We start from the raw sequence: 23,880 nt of genomic DNA on the forward strand, positions 1-23,880 counted from the left end.
GGCGCCTGGCTGGCGACCGGCTGATCGAGTCGCCTGGCTGTCGACTCGCGCGCACCCTCGGGCCTCCCGGGGGTGCGCGCCTCACTGGGGTCAGGCCGCCCCGACCACGTCGCGGGTCTGCCGGGCGATCTCCCGCTCCTCGTCGGTGCGGATGACGCAGACGCCCACCTCGGCGCCGTCGGGCGAGATCAACCGGTCGCCCTCGCCGTCGTTGCGGGCGTCGTCCACTGTGATGCCGAGCCGGCCCAGGCCGGCCAGCGCGGCGGCCCGCACCGGCGCGGCGTGCTCGCCGACTCCGGCGGTGAAGGTGATCGCGTCGACCCGGCCGAGCAGCGCGTAGTACGCCCCGACGTAGCCGGTGATCCGCCGGCAGTACACGTCGAAGGCCAGCGCCGCCGCCGGGTCACCGGCCGCCCGGCGTTCGAGCACCTCGCGCATGTCGTTGACTCCGGTCAGCCCGAGCAGGCCACTGCGGTGGTTGAGCAGGTCGTCGATGTCATCCACCGACAGCCCGCCCTCCCGGCGCAGATGGAAGATCACGGTTGGGTCCACGTCGCCGCTGCGGGTGCCCATCACCAGTCCCTGCAGCGGGGACATGCCCATCGAGGTGGCGACGCTGCGACCGTTCGCCACCGCGCAGGCGCTGGCCCCGTTGCCCAGGTGCAGGGTGATCGTGTTGACCTGCTCGTACGGGCGGCCCAGCAGTTCGGCGGTGCGCCGGGACACGTACGCGTGCGAGGTGCCGTGGAAGCCGTACCGGCGGATGTCGTACCGCTCGGCGGTGTCCCGGTCGATCGCGTACGTCGCCGCGGCCTCCGGCAGGGTGTGGTGGAACGCGGTGTCGAAGACGGCGACCTGCGGGACGTCCGGCAGCGCCGCGCGGGCCACCTCGATGCCGGCCAGGTTGGCCGGGTTGTGCAGCGGGGCGAGCGGCACGAGACGCTTGATCGCGGCCAGCACCGCGTCGTCGACCAGCACCGGCGCGCTGAACGTCCGGCCACCGTGCACCACCCGGTGCCCGACAGCGGCCAGCCCGGTCAGGTCCAGCCCGTCCAGGATCTGCCGGACCGCCTCGGTGTGGTCCGCCGGGCCGCCGCCGGGCTCACCGATCCGCTCGACGGTGCCGTGGTCCAGCGCCTGGTCACCGTCGTAGCGGCGCCACTTCACCGACGACGACCCGCAGTTGAGCACCAGCACCCGACTCACGACGCCTCCTCGGTGGCCGCCTGGATGGCGGTGATCGCCACCGTGTTGACGATGTCCGGCACTGTGGCGCCCCGCGACAGGTCGTTCACCGGCCGCCGCAGGCCCTGCATGACCGGGCCGACGGCGACCGCCCCGGCGGAGCGCTGCACCGCCTTGTACGTGTTGTTGCCGGTGTTCAGGTCCGGGAAGATGAAGACCGTGGCGTGCCCGGCGACCGGGCTGTCGGGCAGTTTCGTCGCCGCCACCGCCGGGTCGATCGCCGCGTCGTACTGGATGGGCCCCTCGACCAGCAGGTCGGGCCGGCGCTCCCGGACCAGCGCGGTGGCCGCGGCGACCTTCTCCACGTCGGCGCCGGCGCCGGAGCTGCCGGTGGAGTACGACAGCATGGCCACCCGGGGTTCGATGCCGAACCGGGCGGCGGTGTCGGCCGACGAGATCGCGATGTCGGCGAGCTGGGCCGCGTCCGGGTCGCGGTTGACCGCGCAGTCGCCGTAGACCAGCACCCGGTCGGCGAGCAGCATGAAGAAGACGCTGGAGGCTACCGAGACGTCCGGCAGCGTACGGATGATCTCGAACGCCGGCCGGATGGTCGCGGCGGTGGTGTGGGTCGCGCCGGAGACCATGCCGTCGGCCCGGCCGGTGGCCACCATCAGGGTGCCGAAGTAGTTGGGCTGCGCCACGATGTCGTGCGCCAACTCGGCGGTGACGCCACGGTGGGCGCGCAGCCGGGCGTACTCGGCGGCGAAGTCGTCGCGCCACCCGCTGGTGCCCGGGTCGACCACGTGCGCGTCGCCAAGGTCGATGCCCAGCTCCCGGGTGCGGCGGGCGATGTCGTCCGGCCGACCGAGCACCGTCAGCTCGGCCACCCCACGGCGCAGCAGGATCTCCGCCGCGCGCAGGATCCGCTCGTCGTTGCCCTCCGGCAACACCAGGTGCCGGGGTTTCGAGCGGGCCCGGTCGATCAGCTCGTTCTCGAACATCAGTGGGGTGACCCGCGCCGACCGGCTGACCCGCAGCCGACGGGCCAGGTCGTCGGTGTCCACACAGCGCTCGAACGCGCCGAGCGCGGCCTCCACCTTGCGGGGATTGGCCGCGCTGGGCCGACCCTCGATGCGACTGGACGCGGCGACCGTGTCGTAGCTGTCGAGACGCACGGAGAGCACCGCCAGCCCGGTGTTGAGCCCCTCCACCAGCCGCATGACCCGGGGGTCGGGCTGCTCGCCGAGGGTGAGCACCAGCCCGGCCACCGACACCTGCCCGGCCACGTGCGCGGCGCTCGCGGCGACGAGCAGGTCGGCCCGGTCCCCAGGGGTGATCACCAGGGCGCCCTCGGTGAGGTGGCCCAGCAGGGTCGGCACGTGCGCCGCGCCGACCACGAAGTCCAGCACGTCGCGACCGAGCGCGGCGTCGTCCCCGGCCAGCAGGGTGGCGTCGAGCGCCGCCGCCACCTCGGCCACCGTCGGCGCCGACACGGTCGGCACCTCCGGGATGGCGTACGCGGGGACCGGCAGGTCGGGCAGCGTCATCGGCTCGGTCACCCGGTTGGCGATCACCGCGAGCACTGTCGCGCCCAAGTCGGCCAGATCGTGGTACGCCCCCCGCACGGCCGACGCGACCGCTGTCGGCTCCTGCTCGAAGCCGTCCACCACCGGCACCACCACGCTGCCGAACTCGGTGGCCAGCCGGGCGTTGAAGGCCAGCTCCCGGGGGCGGGCCGGATCGCCCGGGTCGTCGAAGTCGCTGCCCACCACTACCACCGCCGGGCACTGCCGCTCCACCGCCCGGTAGCGCTCGACGATGGCGGAGATGAGCTGCTCCCGGCGGCCGTCGGCGACCAGCGCCGCGGCTTCGGCGTAGCTCGCCCCGGCCAGCTCCGACAGCGGCACCTCGACCCGGTAACGCTCGCTCAGCAGGGCGAGGATCGGGTCCTGGCCGCTGTCGGCCACCAACGGCCGGAACACGCCGATCCGTCCGACCTGGCGGGACAGCAACTCCGCCAACCCGAGGGCGATCGTCGACTTGCCCCCGCCCGAACCGACACTGGTCAGATACACGCTGCGAGCCACGTACCCACCCTAGAAGATCGCAAGGCCCCCCACCCGGGCCCTCCGACCCTGCAAACCCGACCCCCTGGGACCCTCCGCCCCCGCGGGCCCGCCCCTGCACCCCGGTGATCATGGAGTTAGCGCTCGAAACGCCGACGACACGCGCGGCCAACTTCATGATCAACGCGTGGGGGTGGGGGGTGGGGGTTAGGCGTCTTCGTCGTCGGGGTCGTCCAGGCGGGCCAGGTAGGTGGCCAGGCGTTCGATGGGGGTTTCGAAGTCGGGGTTGAGGTCGACGAAGTCGCGCAGGCGCTCGCCGAGCCACTCCAGGGTCACCTGCTCCTCGCCCCGGCGCTCGACCAACTCCTCGATGCCACGGTCGGTGAAGTACATGGGTACGTCCTCGTGCTCGGCCCGGCGCGGGCCGGGCGGGTGATGGGTGGGTGGACGGTCAACCGGCTGGTGGGACCGACGAGAGCCGGGGCAGGACCGTCGTGGAACGGCCCTGCCCCGGCTTCCGTGCTCAGGTCAGGTCACGGGCGGGGGAGAGCCGCCTCGATCAGCGCGTTCTGCTCGACCTCGTGGGTCTTGGCCGAGCCGACCGCCGGGGCGGCCGCGGCCGGGCGGGAGATCCGCCGCAGCCGAACGTCAGTGAGGTGCTCCAGCAGGTTGAGCGCGACGAACGACCAGCCACCCTGGTTGGCCGGCTCCTCCTGCACCCAGGCGAAGTCCTCCGCGTTCGGGAACTGCGCGAGGGCGGCCCGGATCTCCTCCACCGGCAGCGGGTACAGCTGCTCGAGCCGGAGGATCGCGGTGTCGGTGACGCCGCGCTCCTGCCGGGCCTGGAACAGGTCGTAGTAGACCTTGCCGGAGCACAGCAGCACCCGTTTCACCGCCTCCGGTGCCGGGGCGGCCGTGTCGCGCAGCACCGGCTGGAAGGTGCCGGTGGTGAAGTCCTCCACCGACGAGACGCAGAGCTTGTGCCGCAGCAGCGACTTCGGCGTGAACACCACAAGCGGCTTGCGCTTGGGCGACAGGGCCTGGCGGCGCAGCAGGTGGAAGTAGTTCGCCGGGGTCGTCGGGATGGACACCCGCATGTTGTCCTCGGCGCACATCTGCAGGAACCGCTCCGGCCGGCCGGAGGTGTGGTCCGGGCCCTGGCCCTCGTGACCGTGCGGCAGCAGCAGGGTGATGGCGGAGCGCTGGCCCCACTTCACCTCACCGGACGAGATGAACTCGTCGATCACCGACTGGGCGCCGTTGACGAAGTCGCCGAACTGGGCCTCCCAGGCGACGAGGGCGTTGATGTTCTCCACCGAGTAGCCGTACTCGAAGCCCATCGCCGCGTACTCGCTGAGCAGCGAGTCGTGCACGAAGAACCGGGAACGGTCGCCGTCGCCGGTGAGCGACTTCAGCGGCAGGTAGTCGTCGCCGGTGCGGGAGTCGACCACCGAGGCGTGCCGCTGCACGAACGTGCCGCGACGCGAGTCCTGGCCGGCGAGCCGGACGGTGACACCGTCGTGCAGCAGCGCCCCGAGCGCGATGATCTCGCCGAAGCCCCAGTCGATGTTGCCCTCGACGGACATCTTGGCCCGCCGGTCCAGCAGCTGCTGGATCCGCTTGTGCGGGGTGAAGCCCTCCGGCAGGTTGATGTGCGCCTCGCCGATGGCCTTGACCACCGACGCGTCGGTGGCGGTGTCGACCTGCGGCTCCGGCTCCTCCTCGCGGCGCGGCCGGTTGAGCTGGCGCGGTGCCGAGGCGGCGTCCCGGGTGGCCTTGAAGACCTTCTCCAGCTGCGCCTGGTAGTCGCGCAGCAGCTCCTCCGCGTCCTCCACCGTGATGTCGCCGCGACCGATCAGCTCCTCGGTGTAGAGCTTGCGGACCGAGCGCTTCGAGTCAATGATCTTGTACATCTGGGGGTTGGACATCGACGGGTCGTCGCCCTCGTTGTGCCCGCGCCGGCGGTAGCAGACCATGTCGATCACGACGTCCTTGTTGAACGTCTGCCGGTATTCGAAGGCCAGCCGGGCCACCCGGACCACGGCCTCCGGGTCGTCGCCGTTCACGTGGAAGATCGGCGCCTGGATCATCCGGGCCACGTCGGTGCTGTAGAGGCTGGACCGGCTGTATTCGGGGGCGGTGGTGAAGCCGACCTGGTTGTTGACCACCACGTGCACCGTGCCGCCGGTGCGGTAGCCGCGCAGCTGCGACAGGTTGAGCGTCTCGGCGACCACGCCCTGCCCGGCGAAGGCGGCGTCACCGTGCACCGCCAGCGGCAGCACGGTGTAGCCCTCCAGCTTGAGATCGATCCGGTCCTGCTTGGCCCGGACGATGCCCTCCAGCACCGGGTCGACGGCCTCCAGGTGCGAAGGGTTGGCCACCACCGACACCTTGACCGCGTGCTCGCCGTCCGGGGTGGTGAACTTGCCGTTCTGACCCAGGTGGTACTTCACGTCGCCGGAACCCTGCGTCGAGCGCGGGTCCAGGTGGCCTTCGAACTCCGAGAAGATCTTCTCGTACGGCTTGCCGACGATGTTGGCCAGCACGTTCAGCCGACCCCGGTGGGCCATGCCGATGACGACCTCGTCCAGCCCGTTCTCGGCGGAGGACTCCAGCACCTCACCGAGCAGCGGGATCAGCGACTCGCCGCCCTCCAGCGAGAAGCGCTTCTGGCCGACGTACTTCGTCTGGAGGAAGGTCTCGAACGCCTCGGCCGCGTTGAGCCGGTTGAGCACGTGCTTCTGCTCGTCGGCGGACGGCTTCTCGTACTTGCGCTCGATCCGTTCCTGGACCCAGCGCCGCTCCTCCGGGTCCTGGATGTGCATGTACTCGATGCCGACCCGGCGGCAGTACGAGTCGCGCAGCACGCCGAGGATCTCGCGCAGCTTCATCCGCTGCCGGCCGGCGAAGCCGTTGACCGGGAACTCGCGGTCCAGGTCCCACAGGGTGAGCCCGTGCTGGAGGACGTCCAGGTCGGGGTGCTTGCGGATCTTGAATTCCAGCGGGTCGGTGTCGGCCATCAGGTGACCGCGCACCCGGTACGCGTGGATCAGCTCGTGCACCCGGGCGGTCTTGTTGATCTGACCCTCGGAGTTCACAGCGACGTCGCGCATCCAGCGCACCGGCTCGTACGGGATGCGCAGCGCGGTGAAGATCTGGTCGTAGAAGCCGTGCTCGCCCAGGATCAGCTCGTGCATCACCTTGAGGAACTCGCCGGACTGCGCGCCCTGGATGATCCGGTGGTCGTACGTGCTGGTCAGCGTGATGATCTTGCTGACCGCCAGCTCGGCGAGGGTGGCCTCGGACATCCCCTGGTAGGGGGCCGGGTACTCCATCGCGCCGACGCCGATGATCGCGCTCTGCCCCTGCATGAGCCGCGGCATCGAGTGCACGGTGCCGATGCCGCCCGGGTTGGTCAGCGAGATCGTGGTGCCGGAGTAGTCCTCCATGGTCAGCTCGTTGCGCCGCGCCCGTCGGACCACGTCCTCGTACGCCTGCCAGAACTGCCGGAAGTCCATCTGCTCGCAGCCCTTGATGGAGGGGACCACCAGGTTGCGGCTGCCGTCCGGCTTGGCCAGGTCGATCGCGATGCCGAGGTTGACGTGTGCCGGGCGGACCACCGCCGGCTTGCCGTTGGCCTCGGCGAAGGAGTTGTTCATCTCGGGGTGCTGGACCAGCGCGCGCACCATCGCGTAGCCGACCAGGTGGGTGAAGCTGACCTTGCCGCCCCGCCCACGGGCGAGGTGGTTGTTGATCACGATGCGGTTGTCCACCAGCAGCTTGGCCGGGACCGCGCGCACGCTTGTCGCGGTGGGCACGCTGAGCGAGGCGTCCATGTTCTGGACGATCTTCGCGGCGACGCCCCGCAACGGGGTGGTCTGCGGGCCGTCGGCGCTCGGCGCTGCCGCCTTGGCGGCCGGCTTGGCCGGAGGGGCCTTCTCCGGCGTGGCCTTGGGGCTGGCCGGAGCGGGCCTGGCCGGTGCCGGCTGGGCGGCGGCCGGCTTGCTCGCGGCCGCTGGCTTGGCCGGGGCGCTCGGCTGGGCGACAGTGGCGGCTGCCTCCGGCTGCCCGTCCGGCTCAGGGGCGGCGGCGGGCTTGTCCGACGATTCGACGCCGCGCGGCGTGGCCGCGCCCGGTGCCGGCCGGTAGTCGGCGAAGAAGTCGTGCCAGGCCGAATCGACGCTCGATGGGTCGGCGAGGTAGCGCTGGTACATCTCCTCGACGATCCACTCATTCGGGCCGAAACCCGCCAGTGGGTTCTCCTGCGAAGTCTGCTGGGTCGACACGGCCGGTAATCGCCTCTTTCACGCGGGTTTGTGTGGCACGCGGTGGGTCGTCGCGCCCGATGAGGAGCACGGACTGGACGGCTCCAAGGCTACGCCGTACCGATCCCGCAGGCATTTCCGCCTCGGACCCGTGGCCGGTTTCACAGAAGATGCCAGAAGTTCGGCAACGCCTGCGCGCACCGTGTCGAACTGGTAACACCCAGCCGGGTGCCGACGGTGACGCCCGACCCCGGAGCGGCCAGCTCGTCGCCGCCGCCCCGGGGTCGCGGACGCCGTCAGGCGATGTCGCGCCGTCGGGTGAGCAGGACCCCGACAACTCCGCTGACCAGCGCGTAGCCGATCAGCACCAGGGCACCCACCCACCAGGACGGGGTGAACTCCGAGGTGCCCTCCGTGATCATGACCTGGGATGCCACAGCGGGCCAGATCACCTGCCACTTGAGCACCGCCTGGCTGTCGAGGAGATTCGACAGGAGCAGGAAGAGCAGACCCACCACCTGGGTGCCGATCAGATAGAGCACCGCCGCCGTGATCACCGCTCCGAGCTGGTTGGTGATCAGCGTGCCGATGCCCACCCCGAGGATCGTCCAGATGGCGTAGGCCAGCAGGTTGAACAGCAGTGCCCGCTGCACCGGCCACTCACCGAGCTGGGTGCCGTAGTCGTTCGCGGACAGGAAGATCGAGCCGGCGGCCAGGTCGATCAGCGTGGTCGCCAACCAGAACATGAAGCCGAGCAGGCTGGCGGCGACGAGCTTGCTGACGATGACCGACGTGCGCCGGGGAGTCGTCAGGAACGTCGTGGTCGCGGTCTGGTGGAAGAACTCGTTGGTGACCATCAGGATGCCGATGAGCATCACGAACATCAGCCCGAGGTACTGGCCCGAGGTGTAGAGGTTCGCCGCCTGCGCCGGCGCGGTCGCCTGCTCGGCGCTGACGCCGATCTCGTCGGCGTCGCCGCCGAGCGCCGTGACGGCCAACCACGCATTGATCGCGAACGCCAGGGCGATCGACAGGAACGCGCCGAGAGCCAGCCACCACCAGGTGCTGGTGGTACGGATCTTGAGTAGCTCGGATCGGACCAGGTTCATCGGATGCCCGCCTTTCCGGCCGTCAGCTCCAGGAAGACCCGTTCCAGATCGGGCCGTTCGGTGGTCAGTTCGTGCAGCTCGACCCCGGCCGCGAGGGCGGACCGGCCGATCGTCGGGGCGTCCACCCCGCCGACCAGCAACACACCCTGCTCGTCGGTCTCGATGGTCGCCGACTGCGCCTTCAGGGCGGCGGTCAACGCCTCGGCCTGCGGGGTGCGGACCCGGACCCGGGCGCCCTGGGCCATCGACCCGAGCACCTGCTCGACCGGACCCTGCCGGACCAGCTGCCCGGCCGCGATGATCACCACGTCGTCGGCGAGCAGCTGCATCTCCGACAGCAGGTGGCTGGAGACGAGCACCGTACGGCCCTCGTGGGCGAGGTTCTTGAGGAACCCACGCATCCACCGGATGCCCTCCGGGTCCAGCCCGTTGGCCGGCTCGTCGAGGATCAGCACGCGGGGGTCACCGAGCATCGCGGCGGCGATGCCGAGCCGCTGCTTCATGCCCAGCGAGTAACCCTTGAACTTGCGCTTCGCCGCCGGGGTCAGCCCGACCAGGGCCAACGCTTCGTCGGCCCGCTCCTTGGGCAGCCCGGCCGCCGCGCAGATGACCCGGAGGTGGTTGATGCCGGTGCGGCCCTTGTGCGCGCTGGACGCCTCCAGTACCGCTCCGACCTGCCGCAGCGGGTCGGAGAGGTCGGCGTACCGCCGACCGCTGATGGTGGCGGTGCCGGCGGTCGGCGTGACCAGGTTCAGCAGCATGCGCAGCGTGGTGGTCTTGCCGGCGCCGTTCGGGCCAAGGAAGCCGGTCACCCGCCCCGGCGCCACGGTGAAGGACAGGTTGTTCACCGCCCGGACGTTCTTGTACTGCTTCGTCAGACCGGACACCACGATCTGACCGTCGCTGGTGGGGCTTCGCTGCCCGTCAGACATCGTTCTCCTCCCGTGTGTGGCGTAGAGGTACGCCGTGGCACAGCGTGACGGCCCGTGGCAACAAGGTCAATCAGGCGCGGTCGGTACGTTTGCCTCCGTCGCGGGGTGGAGGCGACTCATCCCTGCGGACGACGAACGGGTTCAGCGGGCGATCCAGGTGGCCCGGGCCGCGCCGAGCAACGACCCGTCCGGGCCGTACAGGCTGGTGTGCACGAGTGCCTTGCGCCCATCGACGCGCAGCAACTTTCCGGTGACCACGCACTGGTCGCCCGGCCCGGGCAGCGCCGCGACCATGGCGGCGATCCGGCCCAGCAGGTACGGGCGGCCCGGCGCGAGCACCGCCCAACCACCGGGGCAGTCCAGCGCCGCCCAGACCGTGGCCCCGCTGACCTGCTCGGGCGCGCGGAACGGCGCGGCGGTCCGGCCATCCGGCAGCCGGCCGGGGAAGATCCGCAGCCCGTCGGCCCGCTGCGGCCCGCAGACGTAACAGGTGGGGAACGGATGCTCGACCAGGCCGGGGTAGCGGGCCGCGGCGGCCACCGCCGTGTCCAGGTCGACAGGGGGTACGACGACATCGATCACCCCGGCCGGGCGCACCTCGGCCACCAGCTCGCCGGTCGGGTCCCGGACCTCGCCGTCGACCATTGTCAGCTCGGTCTCCAGCGGTGGGGGCCGGCGCAGCGTCACCTCGACCGGCCCGCTGCCGCCCGCCTCGGCGGCGAAGACCCCCGCGCTCCAGCCGCCGTTGCCGGAACCGGCGGGCCCGTTGTAGCGGGACTCGATGCGCATCGTCGACCTCCGGTGGTGCGTGCCGGCGTCGTCGCCGGTCCGTTCCGCAGCCTCGCACGACCGCTGTGGGAGCCATCTGCCGGCCGGCGTTCATCCTGCCGACACCAGTGGTCCCCGTGAATGGCAACCCGGGCCCTTACACAGATCCCATGGCCGTTCTGCATGCCGCTGGCGCACCCCTGAAGACCAGCGGATACACCCTGCTGATCGCCGACGACCCCACCCAGGTCGCGGCCGCGCAACGCCTGCGCCACGAGGTGTTCGCCACCGAGCTCGGCGCCACCCTCCTTCCCGGCGAGGCCGGGTTGGACGTGGATCCCTTCGACGCGTACTGCGACCACCTGATCGTTCGCGAGGACAGCACCGGCGAGGTGGTCGGTACGTACCGGCTGCTGCCGCCGGGGCGCACCACCCGGCGCTACGCCGAGGACGAGTTCGACCTGAGCCCCCTCGACCCGCTCCGGGGCGACCTGGTCGAGGCGGGTCGGTCCTGCGTGCATCCGGACCACCGCTCCGGCGCGGTGATCAACCTGATGTGGGCGGGCATCATCAGGTACCTGCACCTGCGCGGCTCCCGCTGGCTCGGCGGTTGCGCGTCGGTGCCGGTGGGCGACGGCGGGCGGACGGTCGCCGAGGTGTGGACCCAGGCCCGGGCCCGCCACCTGTCGCCGCCGCCGCTGCGGGTCCGGCCGTTGCGGCCCTGGTTCACCGAGGCGGCTGCCGCCGGCCCGGTCGCCGCTGCCCCGACCGGACGGGTCGCGTTTCCGCCGCTGTTGCGGGGCTATCTCCGGCTCGGCGCGTGGATCTGCGGCGAGCCGTCGTACGACAGCGACTTCGGGTGCGCGGACTTCTACGTCCTCTTCTCCCTGGACCGGATGAACCCGCGCTACCTGCGGCACTTCCTGGGCGGAGAGCAGCGGTGACCGCCGTGCCGCGTGACCTGTGGCGGCCCTCCTCGGGCTGCGACGACGACTGCCTGCCGGCGGCCGGCGAGGTGCCCACGGTGCCGGTGGCCCGCCGGGTGCTCAGGCTGGTCGCCGCGCTCGGCATGCTGCTGGCCGGGATCCCGGTGGTACTGCTGTTGCCGGTGCTCCCCACCCGGGAACGGCAGGTTCTGCTCAGTGGCTGGGCGCGGGCCACCGCGCGTGCCTTCGGCGTCCGCCTCGTGGTCAAGGGTCGGCTGCCCCGGCGGCGCGCGCTGCTGGTCGCCAACCACGTCTCCTGGCTGGACATCCTCGCGGTGCTGGCGGTCGCGCCCACCCGGATGGTCGCGAAGCGGGAGATCCGCTCCTGGCCGGTGGTCGGTCTGCTGGCCGCGGCGGCGGGCACTGTATTCGTGGACCGCGCCCGGCCGCTGGCGCTGCCGAGGACCGTGGGCCGGGTCGCCGACGCGCTGCGCGCCGGTCGGTCGGTGGCGGTCTTTCCGGAGGGTACGACGTGGTGCGCCGGGAAGGACGCCACCGACTGCCGCCCCGGTGGTGGTTTCCGGCCCGCGACGTTCCAGGCGGCCATCGACACGGGCAGCCCGGTGGTGCCGCTGCGGCTCACCTACCGCTGTCTGGCCACCGGGTCGACCACCACGGCAGCCGCCTTCCTCGGTGCGGACACCCTGCTGCGCTCGGTGGCCCGGGTGGTCGCGGCGCGGGAACTGGTGGTCTCGGTGACGATCGCCGGCGCGCTGCACCCGGCCCGTGACGCCGATCGACGGTTGCTGGCCCGGGCCGCCGAGTCGGCCGTGCACCTGGTGCCCACGGCGGGTGCCGGGGCGCGGGCCCGGCTGCGGCCGGTGCCGACGGTGACCCCCGCCGTTCCCGTGCCGACGCGGCTCGCCGATCGGGAGCTGGACCTGGCGGCCTGACGGGAGCCACGCCGGACGTCGGGCCGGCGACCAACTCCCGACAGTCTTGTAGTGTCGCGATGTATCGCGTTACAGTCTCCTCCTGTTCGGCGTGCCTCCCGCGCGTCGTCGAGAGGGGGACGCCATGGCCGGATGGACGGTCGAGAGCCCGCAACGGCTCACAGTGGACGCTCCGGTCGTCCGGCTGGACGTTCGACTGATCAGTGGACGGCTCAACGTGGTCGCCACCGACGGGCCGACCCGGATCGACGTGACCCAGGTCGGCCGTCGGCCGGTCCTGGTCGACCACGCCGACGGCCGGCTCAGCATCCGCCAGGAGCGCGGTCGCGGCTGGTCGGACCTGCTGCGGTGGTTCCGGATGATCCACCGGTATCCCCGGGTGGACGTCTCCGTCGCGGTGCCCGCCGACGTCCTCGCCGACCTGGGCCTGGTCGCGGGTTCGCTGGTCGCCTCCGGCCTGCGCCGGCAGACCACAGTCAACGTCGTCGCCGGCCAGATCACCCTGATGGGGCTGCGCGGCAGCACCTCCGCGAAGCTCACCTCGGGGCCGGTGGAGGCGCTCGGCGTCCGAGGCGACCTCACAGTGGAGACGGTCTCCGGGGAGGTGATCCTCGCCGACAGCGCCGCCGACCGGGTACGGGCGCAGACCGTCTCCGGCGCCATCACCTGCGACCTGGACAACCCCCGGGGCAGCGAGATCCGGTTGACCACCATCTCGGGCAGCATCACCGTCCGGGTCCGCGCGGACAGCGACCTCGCCGTCCAGCTGAACACCGCCTCCGGGCGCATCACCAGCGGCTTTCCGCAGCTGCGCACCTCGACGTTCCCACTGCCCAGCAGCGAGGGGGTGCTCGGCGCCGGCGAAGGTAAGCTCTGGGCTTCCGCGACCTCGGGGAGCATCGCCCTGCTCGCCCGAGCCGTCGACGACGATGGGGAGGAGCTGCCGTGACCGCCGTGTTCAGCCACGGGCGGCTCCGGCTCTACCTGCTCAAGCTCCTCGACGACGGCCCGAAGCACGGCTACGAGCTGATCCGCCTGCTGGAGGACCGGTTCCTCGGGCTGTACGCGCCCAGCGCCGGCACCATCTACCCCCGCCTGCAACGGCTGGAGGTCGAGGGTCTGGTCAGCCACACAGCGGCCGGTGGGCGCAAGACGTACGACATCACCGACGCCGGCCGCGAGGAGCTGCGCCAGCGGGCCGGCGAGTTGACAGCGCTGGAAACGGACATCGCGGCCTCCGTCGCGGACCTCTCCAGCCTGGCCGGCGAGATCCGCAGTGAGGTACGCGGATCGGCACGCGACCTCAAGCGGGAGCTGAGCGAGGCCACCCGGCAGACCCGGCAGACCCGGCGGGCCCGCTGGGAGGCGCCCGCGCCGCCGCCCCGGCCGGCGTCGACCGGAGGGCCGCAGGCCGAGCTGCTCGACGAGCTGGACCAGCGGCTGGCCGCGTTCACCGCCGAGGTGGGCCGGCTGATGCGCGCCCGACAGTTCAGCGACACCCAGCTGCGCACCGCGATCCGGCTGCTCGACGGCGCCCTCGACGGGCTGCGTCGCCTGCTGCGCTGACCGGCGTCGCCGACCGCCGGCGACTCACAGCCTTTTTGCAGGAAGCGTCCAGCGCTGGCGCAGTGATGTCACCGATGATGGGCGCATGCCCGCTACCCAGACCGAGGCGCGACTGCTCGTCGTCGAGGACGACCCCAACATCCTCGAACTGCTCTCCGCGAGCCTGCGGTTCGCGGGCTTCGACGTGGCCACAGCGACAAGTGGGAGCGCCGCGCTCAACGCCGCCAAGGACCACCGGCCCGACCTGGTGGTGCTCGACGTGATGCTCCCCGACCTCGACGGCTTCGAGGTCATCCGGATGCTCCGCGAGGGCGGCACGCGTACCCCGGTGGTGTTCCTGACCGCCCGGGACGCCACCGACGACAAGATCCGTGGGCTGACCCTGGGCGGCGACGACTACGTCACGAAGCCGTTCAGCCTGGAGGAGCTGACCGCCCGGATCCGCGCTGTGCTGCGCCGCACCACGACCGGCGAGCAGGCCCCGTCCCGGCTCACCTTCGCCGATCTGGAGTTGGACGAGGAAACCCACGAGGTGCACCGGGCCGGCCAGCGGGTGCAGCTCTCGCCGACCGAGTTCAAGCTGCTGCGGTACCTGATGCTCAACGCCAACCGGGTGCTCTCCAAGGCGCAGATCCTCGACCACGTCTGGAACTACGACTTCCGGGGCGACGACAACATCGTCGAGTCCTACATCTCGTACCTGCGGCGCAAGGTCGACACCACCCAACCCCGGCTGATCCACACTCTCCGCGGCGTGGGGTACGTGCTGCGCAAGCCGGCGGCGTGAACGCGGTCCAGCAGGCGAAGGGACGGGTGCGGGGCATACCGCTGCGGGTCAAGCTTGTGACCGCGGTGCTGCTGCTGGTCGCCGCCGCACTGGTGGTGATCAGCTCACTGACCACGTTCTTCCTCCGCAGCTACCTGGTCACTCAGGTCGACAACGAGCTGAGTGGTTCAGCGCGCACCATCGAGAGCGCGGTGGTGACCGCGCAGCAGGGGCAGTTGGGCATCCCCACCGATTACCTCGTGGTGGTGACCAGCCGGAGTGGCGACCGGGTCCTCGGCTCCCAGTTCGACGACAAGCGTTTCACGTTGGCCGACCTTCCGCCGTGGCCGACGGATGCCGCCGGCTTCGAGAAGCTGGAGGGCGAACCCTTCACCGTCCGGGCCCGGGACAGCAAGGTGCGCTGGCGCATGCTCTACACCGAGCTGCCCAACGGCCAGCTCGCGGCCATCGGTCAGCACCTCACCGATGTCGACCTGGCGGTCAAGCGGCTGGTCTGGATCGACCTGCTGGTCGGCGGGGCCGTGTTGATCCTGCTGGCTTCGGTGGGCGCGGCGATCGTCCGCACCAGCCTCAAGCCTCTCGTCGAGATCGAACAGACGGCCGCCGCGATCGCCGGCGGTGACCTGACCCGCCGGGTGCCAGACCCGGAGGAGGGCCAGGCCGAGCCGACCTCGGAGCTGGGGCGGCTCTCCCGTGCGCTGAACGCGATGCTCACCCAGATCGAGGCGGCCTTCACCGCCCGCGCCGCCTCGGAGACCTCGGCGCGCTGGGCGGAGAGTGCCGCCCGGGATGCCGCCGCCGCCGCTCAGGCGTCCGAGGCGCGGGCCATCCGCTCCGAGGAGCGGATGCGGCGGTTCGTCGCGGACGCCTCGCACGAGTTGCGGACTCCGCTGACCACCATTCGCGGCTTCGCCGAGCTGTACCGGCAGGGTGCCGCCCGTGCGCCGGAGCAGACCGCCGGCCTGCTGCGCCGGATCGAGGACGAGGCGGCCCGGATGGGGCTGCTGGTGGAAGACCTGCTGCTGCTCGCCCGGCTGGACATGGAACGACCGCTCTCGCTGACCCCGGTGGAGCTGCCGGTGCTCGCCTCCGACGCGGTGCAGGCCGCGCGGGCGATCGCACCGGACCGGCGGATCGAGCTGGACATCGCGCCCGAATCGGGCCCGCTCGTCGTCTCCGCCGACGACGCGCGGCTGCGTCAGGTGATCGGCAACCTGGTCACCAACGCGCTCACCCACACGCCACCGGAGGCCGAGATCCGGGTACAGCTTCGCGCCGAACCTGGTGGTTTCGCCGTCGTGGAGGTGGCCGACACCGGCCCCGGCCTCTCGGCCGAGCAGGCGGAACGCGTCTTCGAGCGGTTCTACCGGGCCGATGCGGCCCGTACCCGGCGGGCCGACGGCAACACGGGCACCGGCCTCGGCCTGGCCATCGTGGCGGCGCTGGTCGCTGCCCACCACGGCTCGGTCGAGGTGGCCGAGACGCCCGGCGGCGGGGCCACCTTCCGGGTCCGGCTGCCGCTGCTGCCGCAGGTCGACAGAGCGGGCGAGTGACTTTCAGCCAACTTCCAGGACGGTTCCAGGTTGATTGCAGTGCTGCGGGAGAAGGTAGTGCCATGACCGAGTTCGAGTCCGACCCGCAGCGCCGGCCGGCCCCCACCGACGCCGAGCCGTCGCACCCCACCGCCGAGCTGCCGCGCGACGAGCGCGTGCAGTCCGACTCCCCGACCACTCCAGTACCGGTCGTCTCGACCGACGGTGACCCGACGGTCGTCTCCACCGCCGGTGACGCGGAGACCACCGCCGCCACTCCGGCCGCATCGCCCGCCGGGTACGCCGGCTCCTCCGCGCCCGCCGGCCCGCCGGCCGCCGCCCAGCCGACCGGGTACGAGCCGTCGACCGGCTACGAGCGCCCGGCCGCCGCCTCCGCGCCGCCGTACCCGGTCTCCGGTCACCCGGCGCCCGGCCAGCCCGGCTACCCGCAGCCGGCCGCCGGCCACTACCCCGGTGCCCCCTGGTACCAGGGCCAGCAGTCCGGCTGGGCCGGCGGGGGGCAGCCGGGCATGGCGTACGCCCAGCACCAGCAGCACGCCCAGCACCAGCAGCACCCTGGACAGCACCCGCAACACCCGCAGCACCCGGGCCAGCCGGTCCCGCCGTGGGGCCCGCAGGTCGCGCCGCCCGGCAGCGGCCCTCGGCCGGGTCGGATCGCCAAGTTCGCCGGCGCCGGCGTCGCGGTCTTCGCCCTGATGCTCGGTTCCGGTGTGGCCGGCGGGGCGCTCGCGCTCGCGCTCGACGGCGACAGTGGCGGTATCACCCGCACCTACTCCGCGGCTCCCGTGATCAATGGCGCCGACCTGCCGAAGATCGCCGCGTCGGTGCAGGACAGCGTCGTGTCGATCACCACCGACAGCGGTGAGGGCTCCGGGGTGGTGCTCAGCGCCGACGGGTACGTGCTGACCAACAACCACGTGGTCGCGTCCGCCGCCGGCGACGCGGTACGGGTGGTCTTCGCCGACGGCAAGACCGCCGACGCGAAGATCATTGGCACCGACCCGAAGACCGACCTGGCCGTGGTGAAGGCCAACGGGGTGAGCGACCTCAAGCCCGCCAAGTTCGGCGACAGCGACGCCATGCAGGTCGGCGACCAGGTGCTCGCCCTGGGTAGCCCGCTCGGCCTGCAGGGTTCGGTGACCTCGGGCATCCTCAGCGCCCGGGACCGCACCATCCGGGCCGGCGAGGGGCAGCAGCAGGACCCGACCCAGCAGAGCCAGCCGGTCAGCTCGATCTCCGGCCTGCTCCAGACGGACGCGCCGATCAACCCCGGCAACTCCGGCGGCGCGCTGGTCAACACCCGGGGCGAGGTGATCGGTGTCAACACCGCCATCGCGACCTCCGGGCAGAGCACCGGCAACATCGGTGTCGGGTTCGCCATCCCCAGCAACAAGGCCAAGGACGTCGCGGGCAAGCTCCAGCGTGGCGAGAAGGTCAGCCACCCGTCGCTCGGGGTCGGCGTCAACCAGGCCGAGGGTGGTGGCGCGCTGGTCGCGTCGATCACCCCGGGCAGCCCGGCCGAGAAGGCCGGCCTCCAGCGTGGCGACGTCGTCACCCGCTTCGGCGACAAGCCGGTCAACGACTCGGACGACCTGGTCGGCGCGGTGCAGGCCGGCAAGGTCGGCGACCGGGTCGAGGTGCAGTTCAAGCGCAACGGTGTCGAGAAGTCGGCGACCGTGACGCTCGCCGAGACGTCCTGACCAGCTGTCTGACAGAACCTGCTTCCTCCCTCCGGCGGCGGGTGGCGGGGCCGAGGGGGTCGGCTCCGTCACCCGCCGCTTTTTTCCGCCCGGACGGCGGTTCACCCGGATCGGGTGAACCGCCGTCACCCGTCCGCCCGGCAGGTTCGGTGGGCGACGACCGGAATCGGGGGTGGGGCGCCATGACCGAGGTGGTGGATGTCCGCGACGACCAGCGGATCCAACGCGACGTCCTGGCCGAGCTGGCCTGGGACGCCCGGCTGCAACCGAACGAGATCGGGGTGACCGTCGACCAGGGCGTGGTCACCCTGACCGGATTCGTGGACGGTGCCGCTCGCGGTTGGGCCGCGACCCGGTGCGCCCAGCGGGTCCGTGGCGTACGGGCGGTGGCAGACGAGATGGAGGTGCGGCTGCCCGGCACTCCGGGGCGTACCGACGCCGAGGTCGCCATCGCCGCCATGCGGGCGTTGGAGTGGGACAGCTTCGTGCCGGCCGAACGGCTGGACGTGACAGTGGCCAACGGCTGGCTGATGCTGCGCGGTGAGGTCGAGTTCGGCTGGCAGCGGCGGGCCGCCGAGGGCGAGGCGCGCCGGCTCGACGGCGTCCGGGGGATCACCAACCTGATCGAGGTACGACCTGCGTCGCCACCGGTCGCCGAACGCCTGCGGCGGGACGTCCAACGGGCGCTGTCGCGCACGCTCGGCGGCGAGCGGGTGACCGTCGAGGTGGACGGCGACACGCTGGTCCTCGCCGGGGTGGTCCGGTCCTGGTGGGAACGCGACCAGGTCGAGCGGGTGGCGTGGTCCGCGCCCGGGGTGCGGGTCGTGCACGACCAGCTCCTGGTGGGCGGGTGAGCGTCCGGCGTGTCCCGTTTACCCGCGACGTCACCGGGAAACCGCCGCCGACCGGCGGTGCCGCCGCACCGGGGATCAACGGGGAGGACTCGTGGCCGTGAACCACCCGCCCGCAGGCCGGTCCGACGAGCGGTCGCTGCGCATCGCAATGGTGGTTCCGCCGTGGTTGTCCGTTCCGCCGCCCGGTTACGGCGGCCTTGAGCAGGTCGTCGCGGCCCTGGTGGACGCGCTCTGCGAGCAGGGACACGCGGTGACCCTGTTCGGCGCCGGCGGTGACCACGGCACCGCGGCCGACGGCTTCGTCTCCACCGTCGCCGAGGTCCAGTACGAGCGGCTCGGTGAGTCACTGCCCGAACTGGCTCACCTGGCCCGGGTGAATCGGCTGATCAGCGTGGCCGACTTCGACGTGATCCACGACCACACCACGATCGGTCCGCTGGTCGCCGGCCGCCGGGCCGTGCCGACGGTCGCGACAGTGCACGGGAACCCCGTCGGGGAGTACGGCGACGTGCTGAGCGACATCGACGGAGGCGTCGCTCTGGTGGCCATCTCGCACGCCCAGCGTCGGCTGAACCCGAACCTGCCCTGGGCCGGCACCGTGCACAACGCGCTGGACATCCGGGGCTTCCCGCGCAAGCACACGCCCGGTGCGGGGCCGGTGCTGTGGCTGGCCCGGTTCAGCCCGGACAAGGGCCCGGACACCGCCATCCGGGCGTGCCGGGCGGCCGGGCTGCCCCTGCTGCTGGCCGGCAAGTGCAACGAGCCGGCCGAGCGCCGCTACTACGAGCAGGTCGTCGCGCCGATGATCGACGACGACGTGACAGTCGTGCTCAACGCGGACCGCGCGACGACGCTGCGGATGCTTGTCGACGCCCGCTGCCTGATCATGCCGATCCAGTGGGACGAGCCGTTCGGCATGGTGATGCTGGAGGCGATGGCGACCGGCACGCCGGTGGTCGCGCTCAACCGGGGTGCGGTGCCCGAGTTGGTGCAGCCGGGGCGGACCGGGCTGGTCGTCGAGCGGTCCGAGGAGCTACCGGCCGCGTTGCTCGCGGCGGAGCGACTCGACCCGGAGGACTGCGTGGCGCACGTCGCGCAGAACTTCTCGGTCGAGCGGATGGCGCGCGGCTACGCGGAGGTCTATCGGCGCTTCGCCGTCGGCCGGCACGACGTCAACGAACCGGCCCGGGTGCCGGTGCGCTGACCCAGCCGGGTCGCCGGGTCAGGCCCCGGTCGCGCCCAGTTCGGCGATGGCGGCGTCGAGCCGGGAGGCGTACGCCGGGCTGATGCCGCCCTCACCGAGGCGGACGGTGACCTTGGCGCGCAGCCGGGCCACCGGCGGCGCCAGCTCTTCGCGGCCGGAACTGACCGCCACTGTCAGGTTGCGCAGCTCGTTGCGCAGGTCGAGGGCCACGTCGTCGCGGATCTCCCCGGCGCTCAGGCCGGCGCCGATCAACCCGTCGACCCGGTTCGCGACCTCGGTCAGGGTGCCCGGGTTCGAGGTGGGCGCGCCGGTGGTCGGCTTCGTCGTCGGCGCCGCGGTCGGCGGGGCCGACGTGATCGGCGCGGACGACTCGGGGGCCGGCGGCCCGGTCGACGGGGTCGTCACCGGCCCGGCGGAGGGCTGTGCCCGGCGGGTCGGCTGCTGTTCGGGCAGCAGGGCCACCCCGGCCAGGGTCACCCCGACGGCCAGCACCAGCAGCAGCACCAGCCGCCGCCGCGACCAGCCCGACCCGGCCGCCGGTCCGCCCGCGCCGGAGGAGGCCCCGCCGTCCGAGGTGTCCGCATCCGGTCGCGCCGCTGCCGGGACGCTGGCCGTCGCCACGGCCGGCGACTGCGGTGGCATCGGCTGGGTGGGCACCCGGATGGTCGCGGTCGGGGGCTCGGCGGGCAGCGAGTGGTCGCGCAGCGCGGTGGCGACCTGCCGGGCGGTCGGCCGATCGGCCGGGTTCCGGGCGAGGCTGCGCAGGCAGATCTGGGCCACCGGCGCGGGCAGGTCCGGTAGGTCGGCCAGCGTCGGCGGCGGGCCACTGGCCAGCGCGGCGCTGAGCTGCTCCCAGGTGTCCGCCGGATACGGAACCCGGCCGGTGAGCGCCTCGTGCAGCAGCACGCCGAGCGAGTAGACGTCGGTGGACGGTTGGGCCGGCGCGCCGTCGAGACGTTCCGGGGCCACGTACGCCGGGGTGCCGAAGGTCTCGCCGTCCTCGTCCTCGTCGGGCGCGCCGATCCGGGTGGCGATGCCGAAGTCGAGCACCTTGACGCCCGTCCCGGTCATCATCACGTTGGCCGGGGTGATGTCCCGGTGCACGATGCCGAGCCGGTGCGCGGCGGCCAGCGCGTCCGCGACCTGCGCGCCCACCTGGACCGCCTCGGTCCACGGCAACGGCCCCTCGGTGAGCCGAAGCTTCAACTCCTCGCCGCTGAGCAGCTCCATCACCACGAAAGAGGTGATCGAGCCGTCCGGGTCGACCGTCTCGCCGTAGTCGTGCACGGACGTCAGGTGCGGGTGCACCAGCTGGGCGGCAGCCCGTGCCTCCTCGCGCACCATGCCCCGGAACCGCGCGTCGGCGGCGAGGGACGGGGCGAGCACCTTGAGCGCGACCACCCGGTCCAGCACCTCGTCCCGGGCACGCCAGATGACCGACATGCCACCGGCGCCGATCTGGTCCAGAAGTCGGTATCTGCGAGCCAGTAATCGGCCCGGATGCAGCGCTGCCTTCACGGATCGCACCTGCCTCAGGGGTGGGAGCCGTATCAGGTTGCGCGAATGCGTCCGGCCTGTCAACGCCGCCGCCACCGGCCGTCGGCGGACGGTGCCTGCCGTGCGCTGACCGCCGGGCGACGGCAGCCCATCGGTCGGCGGCGGGCCCGTGCCAGGATGAGAGACATGGCGGGGGGACCGGTGGCGTTCGTGCTCGGCGGCGGGGGAGTGCTCGGCGCGGTCGAGGTCGGCATGTTGCGCGCGCTGTTCCGCGCCGGCATCCAACCCGACATGGTGCTCGGCACCTCGATCGGCGCGGTGAACGGCGCGCTGGTCGCCGCCGACCCGTCGGAGGCCGTGACCGACCGGCTGGTCCGGCTCTGGGCCTCACCGGAGGCGAGCGAGGTGTACGGCGACTCGGTGGCCCGGCAGTTGCGCCGCTTCGCCGCCCGCACCCACCTGCACTCACCCCGGCCGCTGCGCCGCCTGTTGGAGACCGAGCTGGGGGTGGACACCACCTTCGCCGATCTGCGGGTGCCGTTCCGGTGCTGCGCCGCCCACATCGAGCGGGCCGCCGAGCACTGGTTCGACAGCGGTCCGGTGGTGCCGGCGGTGATGGCGTCGGCCTCCGTGCCGGGCCTGCTTCCGCCGATGCAGATCGACGGCGCGCACTACGTGGACGGCGGGATCGTCAACTCCATCCCGATCGGTGAGGCGGTGGCCGTCGGCGCCCGCCGGATCTACGTCCTCCAGGTGGGTCGAATCGAACGGGAGCTGACCCCGCCCCGTCGGCCGTGGGAGATCGCGCAGGTCGCGTTCGAGATCTCCCGCCGGCACCGCTTCTTCCGGGAGATGGCGGCGCTGCCCGAGGGAGTGGAGGTGCACGTCCTGCCCACCGGCGGGCTCAACCCCCGCGACGACACGCCGTGGGCGTACCGGGACATGGCGGCTGTGGGACGGCGGATCAGCCGCGCGTACACCGCCTCCCGGCGGTACCTCGCCACCCACCAGGAGCGGTGATGCCGCTGCCTCCCCGGTGGCTGCGTCGGCTGCTGTTGGCCCCCGCCGTCGTACTGGTCGCCTTCCTGGTGGTCACCACGTTGCCGATCTGGGCGCTGCTCGCCGCCGCTGCGTCCCCGCTGGTCCCGGGCCGGCTGCGCCCGCTGCGACTGCTCTGGATCGGCTGCTTCTACCTGGTCTGGGACGCGGCCGCGCTACTCGCGCTCTTCCTGCTCTGGGTCGTCTCCGGTTTCGGCTGGCGGACCCGGTCGCCGGCCTTCCAGCGCGCGCACTACGTGCTGGCCGGCTGGTTCCTGCGGGTGCTGTTCTGGCAGGCACATTGGACACTGCGGTTGCGCATCGACGTGGTCGGCACCGACCCGGACACGGCGCTGCCCGGCCGACCCGAGCTGGTGCTCTGCCGGCACGCCGGGCCTGGCGACTCGTTCATCCTCATCCACGGGCTGGTCAACTGGTTCCACCGGGAGCCCCGGATCGTCCTCAAGGACAGCCTCCAGTGGGATCCGGCAATCGACGTGCTGCTCAACCGGCTGCCCAACCGGTTCATCGCGCCGACACCGGAGCGCGGCGAGGAGACGGTACGCCAGGTCGGGCATCTGGCCACCGGCCTGGACGACGACGACGCCTTCGTGCTCTTTCCGGAGGGCGGCAACTTCACCCCCAGGCGACGGCTGCGCGCCATCGCCCGGCTGCGCTCCCTCGGCCTGGAACGAATGGCCCTGCGCGCCGAGCGGATGCGCCACGTGCTCGCCCCGCAACCCGGTGGGATGCTCGCCGCGCTGGACGCCGCACCGGACGCCGGGGTCATCTTCGTCGCCCACACCGGGCTGGACCGGCTGCTCACCGTCACCGACGTGTGGCGGGAACTGCCGATGGACAAGCGGATCGTGATGCGGTTCTGGTCGGTGCCGCCGGAGGACGTACCGACCGGACGGCAGGAACGCATCGACTGGCTCTTCGACTGGTGGGCGCAGATTGATGCCTGGATCGCCGCTAACCGGTGAGCGCGAGGAGTGCAGCGAAGCGGAGCCCCGCAGTCGCGAACGAAAGGCGGGCTCCGGTGAGCGCGAGGAGTGCAGCGAAGCGGAGCCCCGCAGTCGCGAACGAAAGGCGGGCTCCGCGGCGTTTGGCCGCGTAGGGTGCGGGCGTGGACGAGATCTGCGTGGTGACAACGGTGGTGGATGCGCGTTCGGTCGCCGACGTGTTGGCGGCTGCGGCCGTCGCCGGCAGGCTCGCCGCCTGCGCCCAGGTGGGCGGTCAGGTGGACAGCACCTACTGGTGGCGGTCCGGGATGGAGACGAGCACCGAGTGGTCGGTGCAGTTCAAGACCGCACCGGATCGGCTCACCGCGTTGCTGGACCAGATCCGGGTCAGCCACCCGTACGAGGTGCCGGAGATCCTGGTGTCCAGGGTGGAGAGCGGCAACCCCGACTACGCGACCTGGGTGTACGAGCACACCCGATCCTGAGTACGCGCACTCTGGGTGGTGCCCGGG

General features: G+C 72.1%; 20 protein-coding genes. 12 read left to right on the forward strand and 8 right to left on the reverse strand.

The annotated features are described in order from the left end of the window. Positions 1 to 90: 90 nt before the first annotated feature. The 7 genes from OH804_RS33315 to OH804_RS33345 all read right to left on the reverse strand — a co-directional run bounded on the left by OH804_RS33315 (position 91) and on the right by OH804_RS33345 (position 10,346). Complete coding sequence (locus OH804_RS33315; protein ID WP_406061614.1) at positions 91 to 1,206, reverse strand: acetate/propionate family kinase; 1,116 nt, start codon at positions 1,204 to 1,206, stop codon at positions 91 to 93. Next, a complete protein-coding gene (gene pta / locus OH804_RS33320; RefSeq protein ID WP_406061616.1) occupies positions 1,203 to 3,272 on the reverse strand; it encodes a phosphate acetyltransferase in 2,070 nt (689 codons plus the stop codon). The genes OH804_RS33315 and pta overlap by 4 nt, the downstream gene beginning before the upstream one ends. Positions 3,273 to 3,458: 186 nt before the next feature. Further along, a complete protein-coding gene (locus OH804_RS33325; RefSeq protein WP_030490374.1) occupies positions 3,459 to 3,644 on the reverse strand; it encodes a DUF6104 family protein in 186 nt (61 codons plus the stop codon). 140 nt (positions 3,645 to 3,784) lie between these two features. After that, positions 3,785 to 7,537 carry a multifunctional oxoglutarate decarboxylase/oxoglutarate dehydrogenase thiamine pyrophosphate-binding subunit/dihydrolipoyllysine-residue succinyltransferase subunit gene (locus OH804_RS33330; protein WP_406061618.1) on the reverse strand — a complete coding sequence of 1,251 codons (3,753 nt, stop codon included), beginning with the start codon at positions 7,535 to 7,537 and terminating at the stop codon, positions 3,785 to 3,787. 275 nt (positions 7,538 to 7,812) lie between these two features. Next, positions 7,813 to 8,625, reverse strand: coding sequence for an ABC transporter permease (locus OH804_RS33335; RefSeq protein ID WP_196919579.1), 813 nt, complete (start codon positions 8,623 to 8,625; stop codon positions 7,813 to 7,815). Then, complete coding sequence (locus tag OH804_RS33340) at positions 8,622 to 9,557, reverse strand: ABC transporter ATP-binding protein (RefSeq protein ID WP_196919578.1); 936 nt, start codon at positions 9,555 to 9,557, stop codon at positions 8,622 to 8,624. Before OH804_RS33340 ends, OH804_RS33335 begins: the two co-directional genes overlap by 4 nt. 141 nt (positions 9,558 to 9,698) lie before the next feature. Next, on the reverse strand, positions 9,699 to 10,346 hold the full coding sequence (locus OH804_RS33345; protein ID WP_406061621.1) for a hypothetical protein: 648 nt from the start codon (positions 10,344 to 10,346) through the stop codon (positions 9,699 to 9,701). A 149-nt stretch (positions 10,347 to 10,495) separates the two neighbouring features. On the opposite strand from OH804_RS33345, the gene OH804_RS33350 reads away from it, so the two are divergent. The 9 genes from OH804_RS33350 to OH804_RS33390 all read left to right on the forward strand — a co-directional run bounded on the left by OH804_RS33350 (position 10,496) and on the right by OH804_RS33390 (position 19,868). Next, positions 10,496 to 11,269 (forward strand): GNAT family N-acetyltransferase, encoded by a 774-nt coding sequence (locus OH804_RS33350; RefSeq protein ID WP_196919576.1) that lies wholly within the window; start codon positions 10,496 to 10,498, stop codon positions 11,267 to 11,269. Next, on the forward strand, positions 11,266 to 12,204 hold the full coding sequence (locus OH804_RS33355) for a lysophospholipid acyltransferase family protein (RefSeq protein WP_406061623.1): 939 nt from the start codon (positions 11,266 to 11,268) through the stop codon (positions 12,202 to 12,204). Before OH804_RS33350 ends, OH804_RS33355 begins: the two co-directional genes overlap by 4 nt. A 124-nt stretch (positions 12,205 to 12,328) precedes the next feature. Further along, a complete protein-coding gene (locus OH804_RS33360; RefSeq protein ID WP_406061625.1) occupies positions 12,329 to 13,153 on the forward strand; it encodes a DUF4097 family beta strand repeat-containing protein in 825 nt (274 codons plus the stop codon). Beyond that, positions 13,150 to 13,770, forward strand: coding sequence for a PadR family transcriptional regulator (locus OH804_RS33365; RefSeq protein WP_406061627.1), 621 nt, complete (start codon positions 13,150 to 13,152; stop codon positions 13,768 to 13,770). Before OH804_RS33360 ends, OH804_RS33365 begins: the two co-directional genes overlap by 4 nt. An 85-nt stretch (positions 13,771 to 13,855) precedes the next feature. Continuing rightward, positions 13,856 to 14,557 carry a response regulator transcription factor gene (locus OH804_RS33370; RefSeq protein ID WP_030336721.1) on the forward strand — a complete coding sequence of 234 codons (702 nt, stop codon included), beginning with the start codon at positions 13,856 to 13,858 and terminating at the stop codon, positions 14,555 to 14,557. Beyond that, complete coding sequence (locus OH804_RS33375; protein ID WP_406061629.1) at positions 14,554 to 16,110, forward strand: sensor histidine kinase; 1,557 nt, start codon at positions 14,554 to 14,556, stop codon at positions 16,108 to 16,110. The genes OH804_RS33370 and OH804_RS33375 overlap by 4 nt, the downstream gene beginning before the upstream one ends. Before the next feature lie 62 nt (positions 16,111 to 16,172). Continuing rightward, the gene (locus OH804_RS33380; RefSeq protein ID WP_406061631.1) at positions 16,173 to 17,810 is read left to right on the forward strand and encodes a S1C family serine protease; all 1,638 of its coding nucleotides are present in this window, start codon (positions 16,173 to 16,175) and stop codon (positions 17,808 to 17,810) included. A 182-nt stretch (positions 17,811 to 17,992) separates the two neighbouring features. Beyond that, entirely contained in the window at positions 17,993 to 18,664 is a 672-nt protein-coding gene (locus OH804_RS33385; protein WP_196919570.1) for a BON domain-containing protein, read from the forward strand. Positions 18,665 to 18,812: 148 nt separating this feature from the next. Continuing rightward, positions 18,813 to 19,868, forward strand: a complete 1,056-nt coding sequence (locus OH804_RS33390) for a glycosyltransferase family 4 protein (protein WP_196924627.1) — start codon at positions 18,813 to 18,815, stop codon at positions 19,866 to 19,868. Between the two features lie 18 nt (positions 19,869 to 19,886). Here the strand turns inward: OH804_RS33390 and OH804_RS33395 are convergent, their stop codons facing one another. Then, positions 19,887 to 21,386, reverse strand: coding sequence for a protein kinase domain-containing protein (locus OH804_RS33395; protein ID WP_406061633.1), 1,500 nt, complete (start codon positions 21,384 to 21,386; stop codon positions 19,887 to 19,889). Between the two features lie 165 nt (positions 21,387 to 21,551). Between OH804_RS33395 and OH804_RS33400 the strand changes: the two genes are divergently transcribed. The 3 genes from OH804_RS33400 to cutA all read left to right on the forward strand — a co-directional run bounded on the left by OH804_RS33400 (position 21,552) and on the right by cutA (position 23,853). Continuing rightward, a complete protein-coding gene (locus OH804_RS33400; RefSeq protein ID WP_196919568.1) occupies positions 21,552 to 22,385 on the forward strand; it encodes a patatin-like phospholipase family protein in 834 nt (277 codons plus the stop codon). After that, positions 22,385 to 23,389: a 1-acyl-sn-glycerol-3-phosphate acyltransferase gene (locus OH804_RS33405; RefSeq protein ID WP_406061635.1), complete on the forward strand. Its 1,005-nt coding sequence runs from the start codon at positions 22,385 to 22,387 to the stop codon at positions 23,387 to 23,389. Before OH804_RS33400 ends, OH804_RS33405 begins: the two co-directional genes overlap by 1 nt. A 143-nt stretch (positions 23,390 to 23,532) precedes the next feature. After that, positions 23,533 to 23,853 carry a divalent-cation tolerance protein CutA gene (gene cutA, locus OH804_RS33410; RefSeq protein WP_091406014.1) on the forward strand — a complete coding sequence of 107 codons (321 nt, stop codon included), beginning with the start codon at positions 23,533 to 23,535 and terminating at the stop codon, positions 23,851 to 23,853. The last annotated feature ends 27 nt before the right edge of the window (positions 23,854 to 23,880 follow it).

Source organism: Micromonospora sp. NBC_00860, from assembly GCF_045207375.1.
Taxonomy (GTDB): Bacteria; Actinomycetota; Actinomycetes; order Mycobacteriales; family Micromonosporaceae; genus Micromonospora; species Micromonospora vinacea.

What these genes read in the sequence shown, in the direction of transcription:
- OH804_RS33340 (WP_196919578.1), bottom strand. Translation starts at nt 9,557, where the DNA reads ATGTCTGACGGGCAGCGAAGCCCCACCAGCGACGGTCAGATCGTGGTG.
- OH804_RS33325 (WP_030490374.1), bottom strand. Translation starts at nt 3,644, where the DNA reads ATGTACTTCACCGACCGTGGCATCGAGGAGTTGGTCGAGCGCCGGGGC.
- OH804_RS33405 (WP_406061635.1), top strand. Translation starts at nt 22,385, where the DNA reads ATGCCGCTGCCTCCCCGGTGGCTGCGTCGGCTGCTGTTGGCCCCCGCC.
- OH804_RS33400 (WP_196919568.1), top strand. Translation starts at nt 21,552, where the DNA reads ATGGCGGGGGGACCGGTGGCGTTCGTGCTCGGCGGCGGGGGAGTGCTC.
- OH804_RS33335 (WP_196919579.1), bottom strand. Translation starts at nt 8,625, where the DNA reads ATGAACCTGGTCCGATCCGAGCTACTCAAGATCCGTACCACCAGCACC.
- OH804_RS33350 (WP_196919576.1), top strand. Translation starts at nt 10,496, where the DNA reads ATGGCCGTTCTGCATGCCGCTGGCGCACCCCTGAAGACCAGCGGATAC.
- OH804_RS33390 (WP_196924627.1), top strand. Translation starts at nt 18,813, where the DNA reads ATGGTGGTTCCGCCGTGGTTGTCCGTTCCGCCGCCCGGTTACGGCGGC.
- OH804_RS33370 (WP_030336721.1), top strand. Translation starts at nt 13,856, where the DNA reads ATGCCCGCTACCCAGACCGAGGCGCGACTGCTCGTCGTCGAGGACGAC.
- OH804_RS33385 (WP_196919570.1), top strand. Translation starts at nt 17,993, where the DNA reads ATGACCGAGGTGGTGGATGTCCGCGACGACCAGCGGATCCAACGCGAC.
- OH804_RS33345 (WP_406061621.1), bottom strand. Translation starts at nt 10,346, where the DNA reads ATGCGCATCGAGTCCCGCTACAACGGGCCCGCCGGTTCCGGCAACGGC.
- OH804_RS33380 (WP_406061631.1), top strand. Translation starts at nt 16,173, where the DNA reads ATGACCGAGTTCGAGTCCGACCCGCAGCGCCGGCCGGCCCCCACCGAC.
- OH804_RS33360 (WP_406061625.1), top strand. Translation starts at nt 12,329, where the DNA reads ATGGCCGGATGGACGGTCGAGAGCCCGCAACGGCTCACAGTGGACGCT.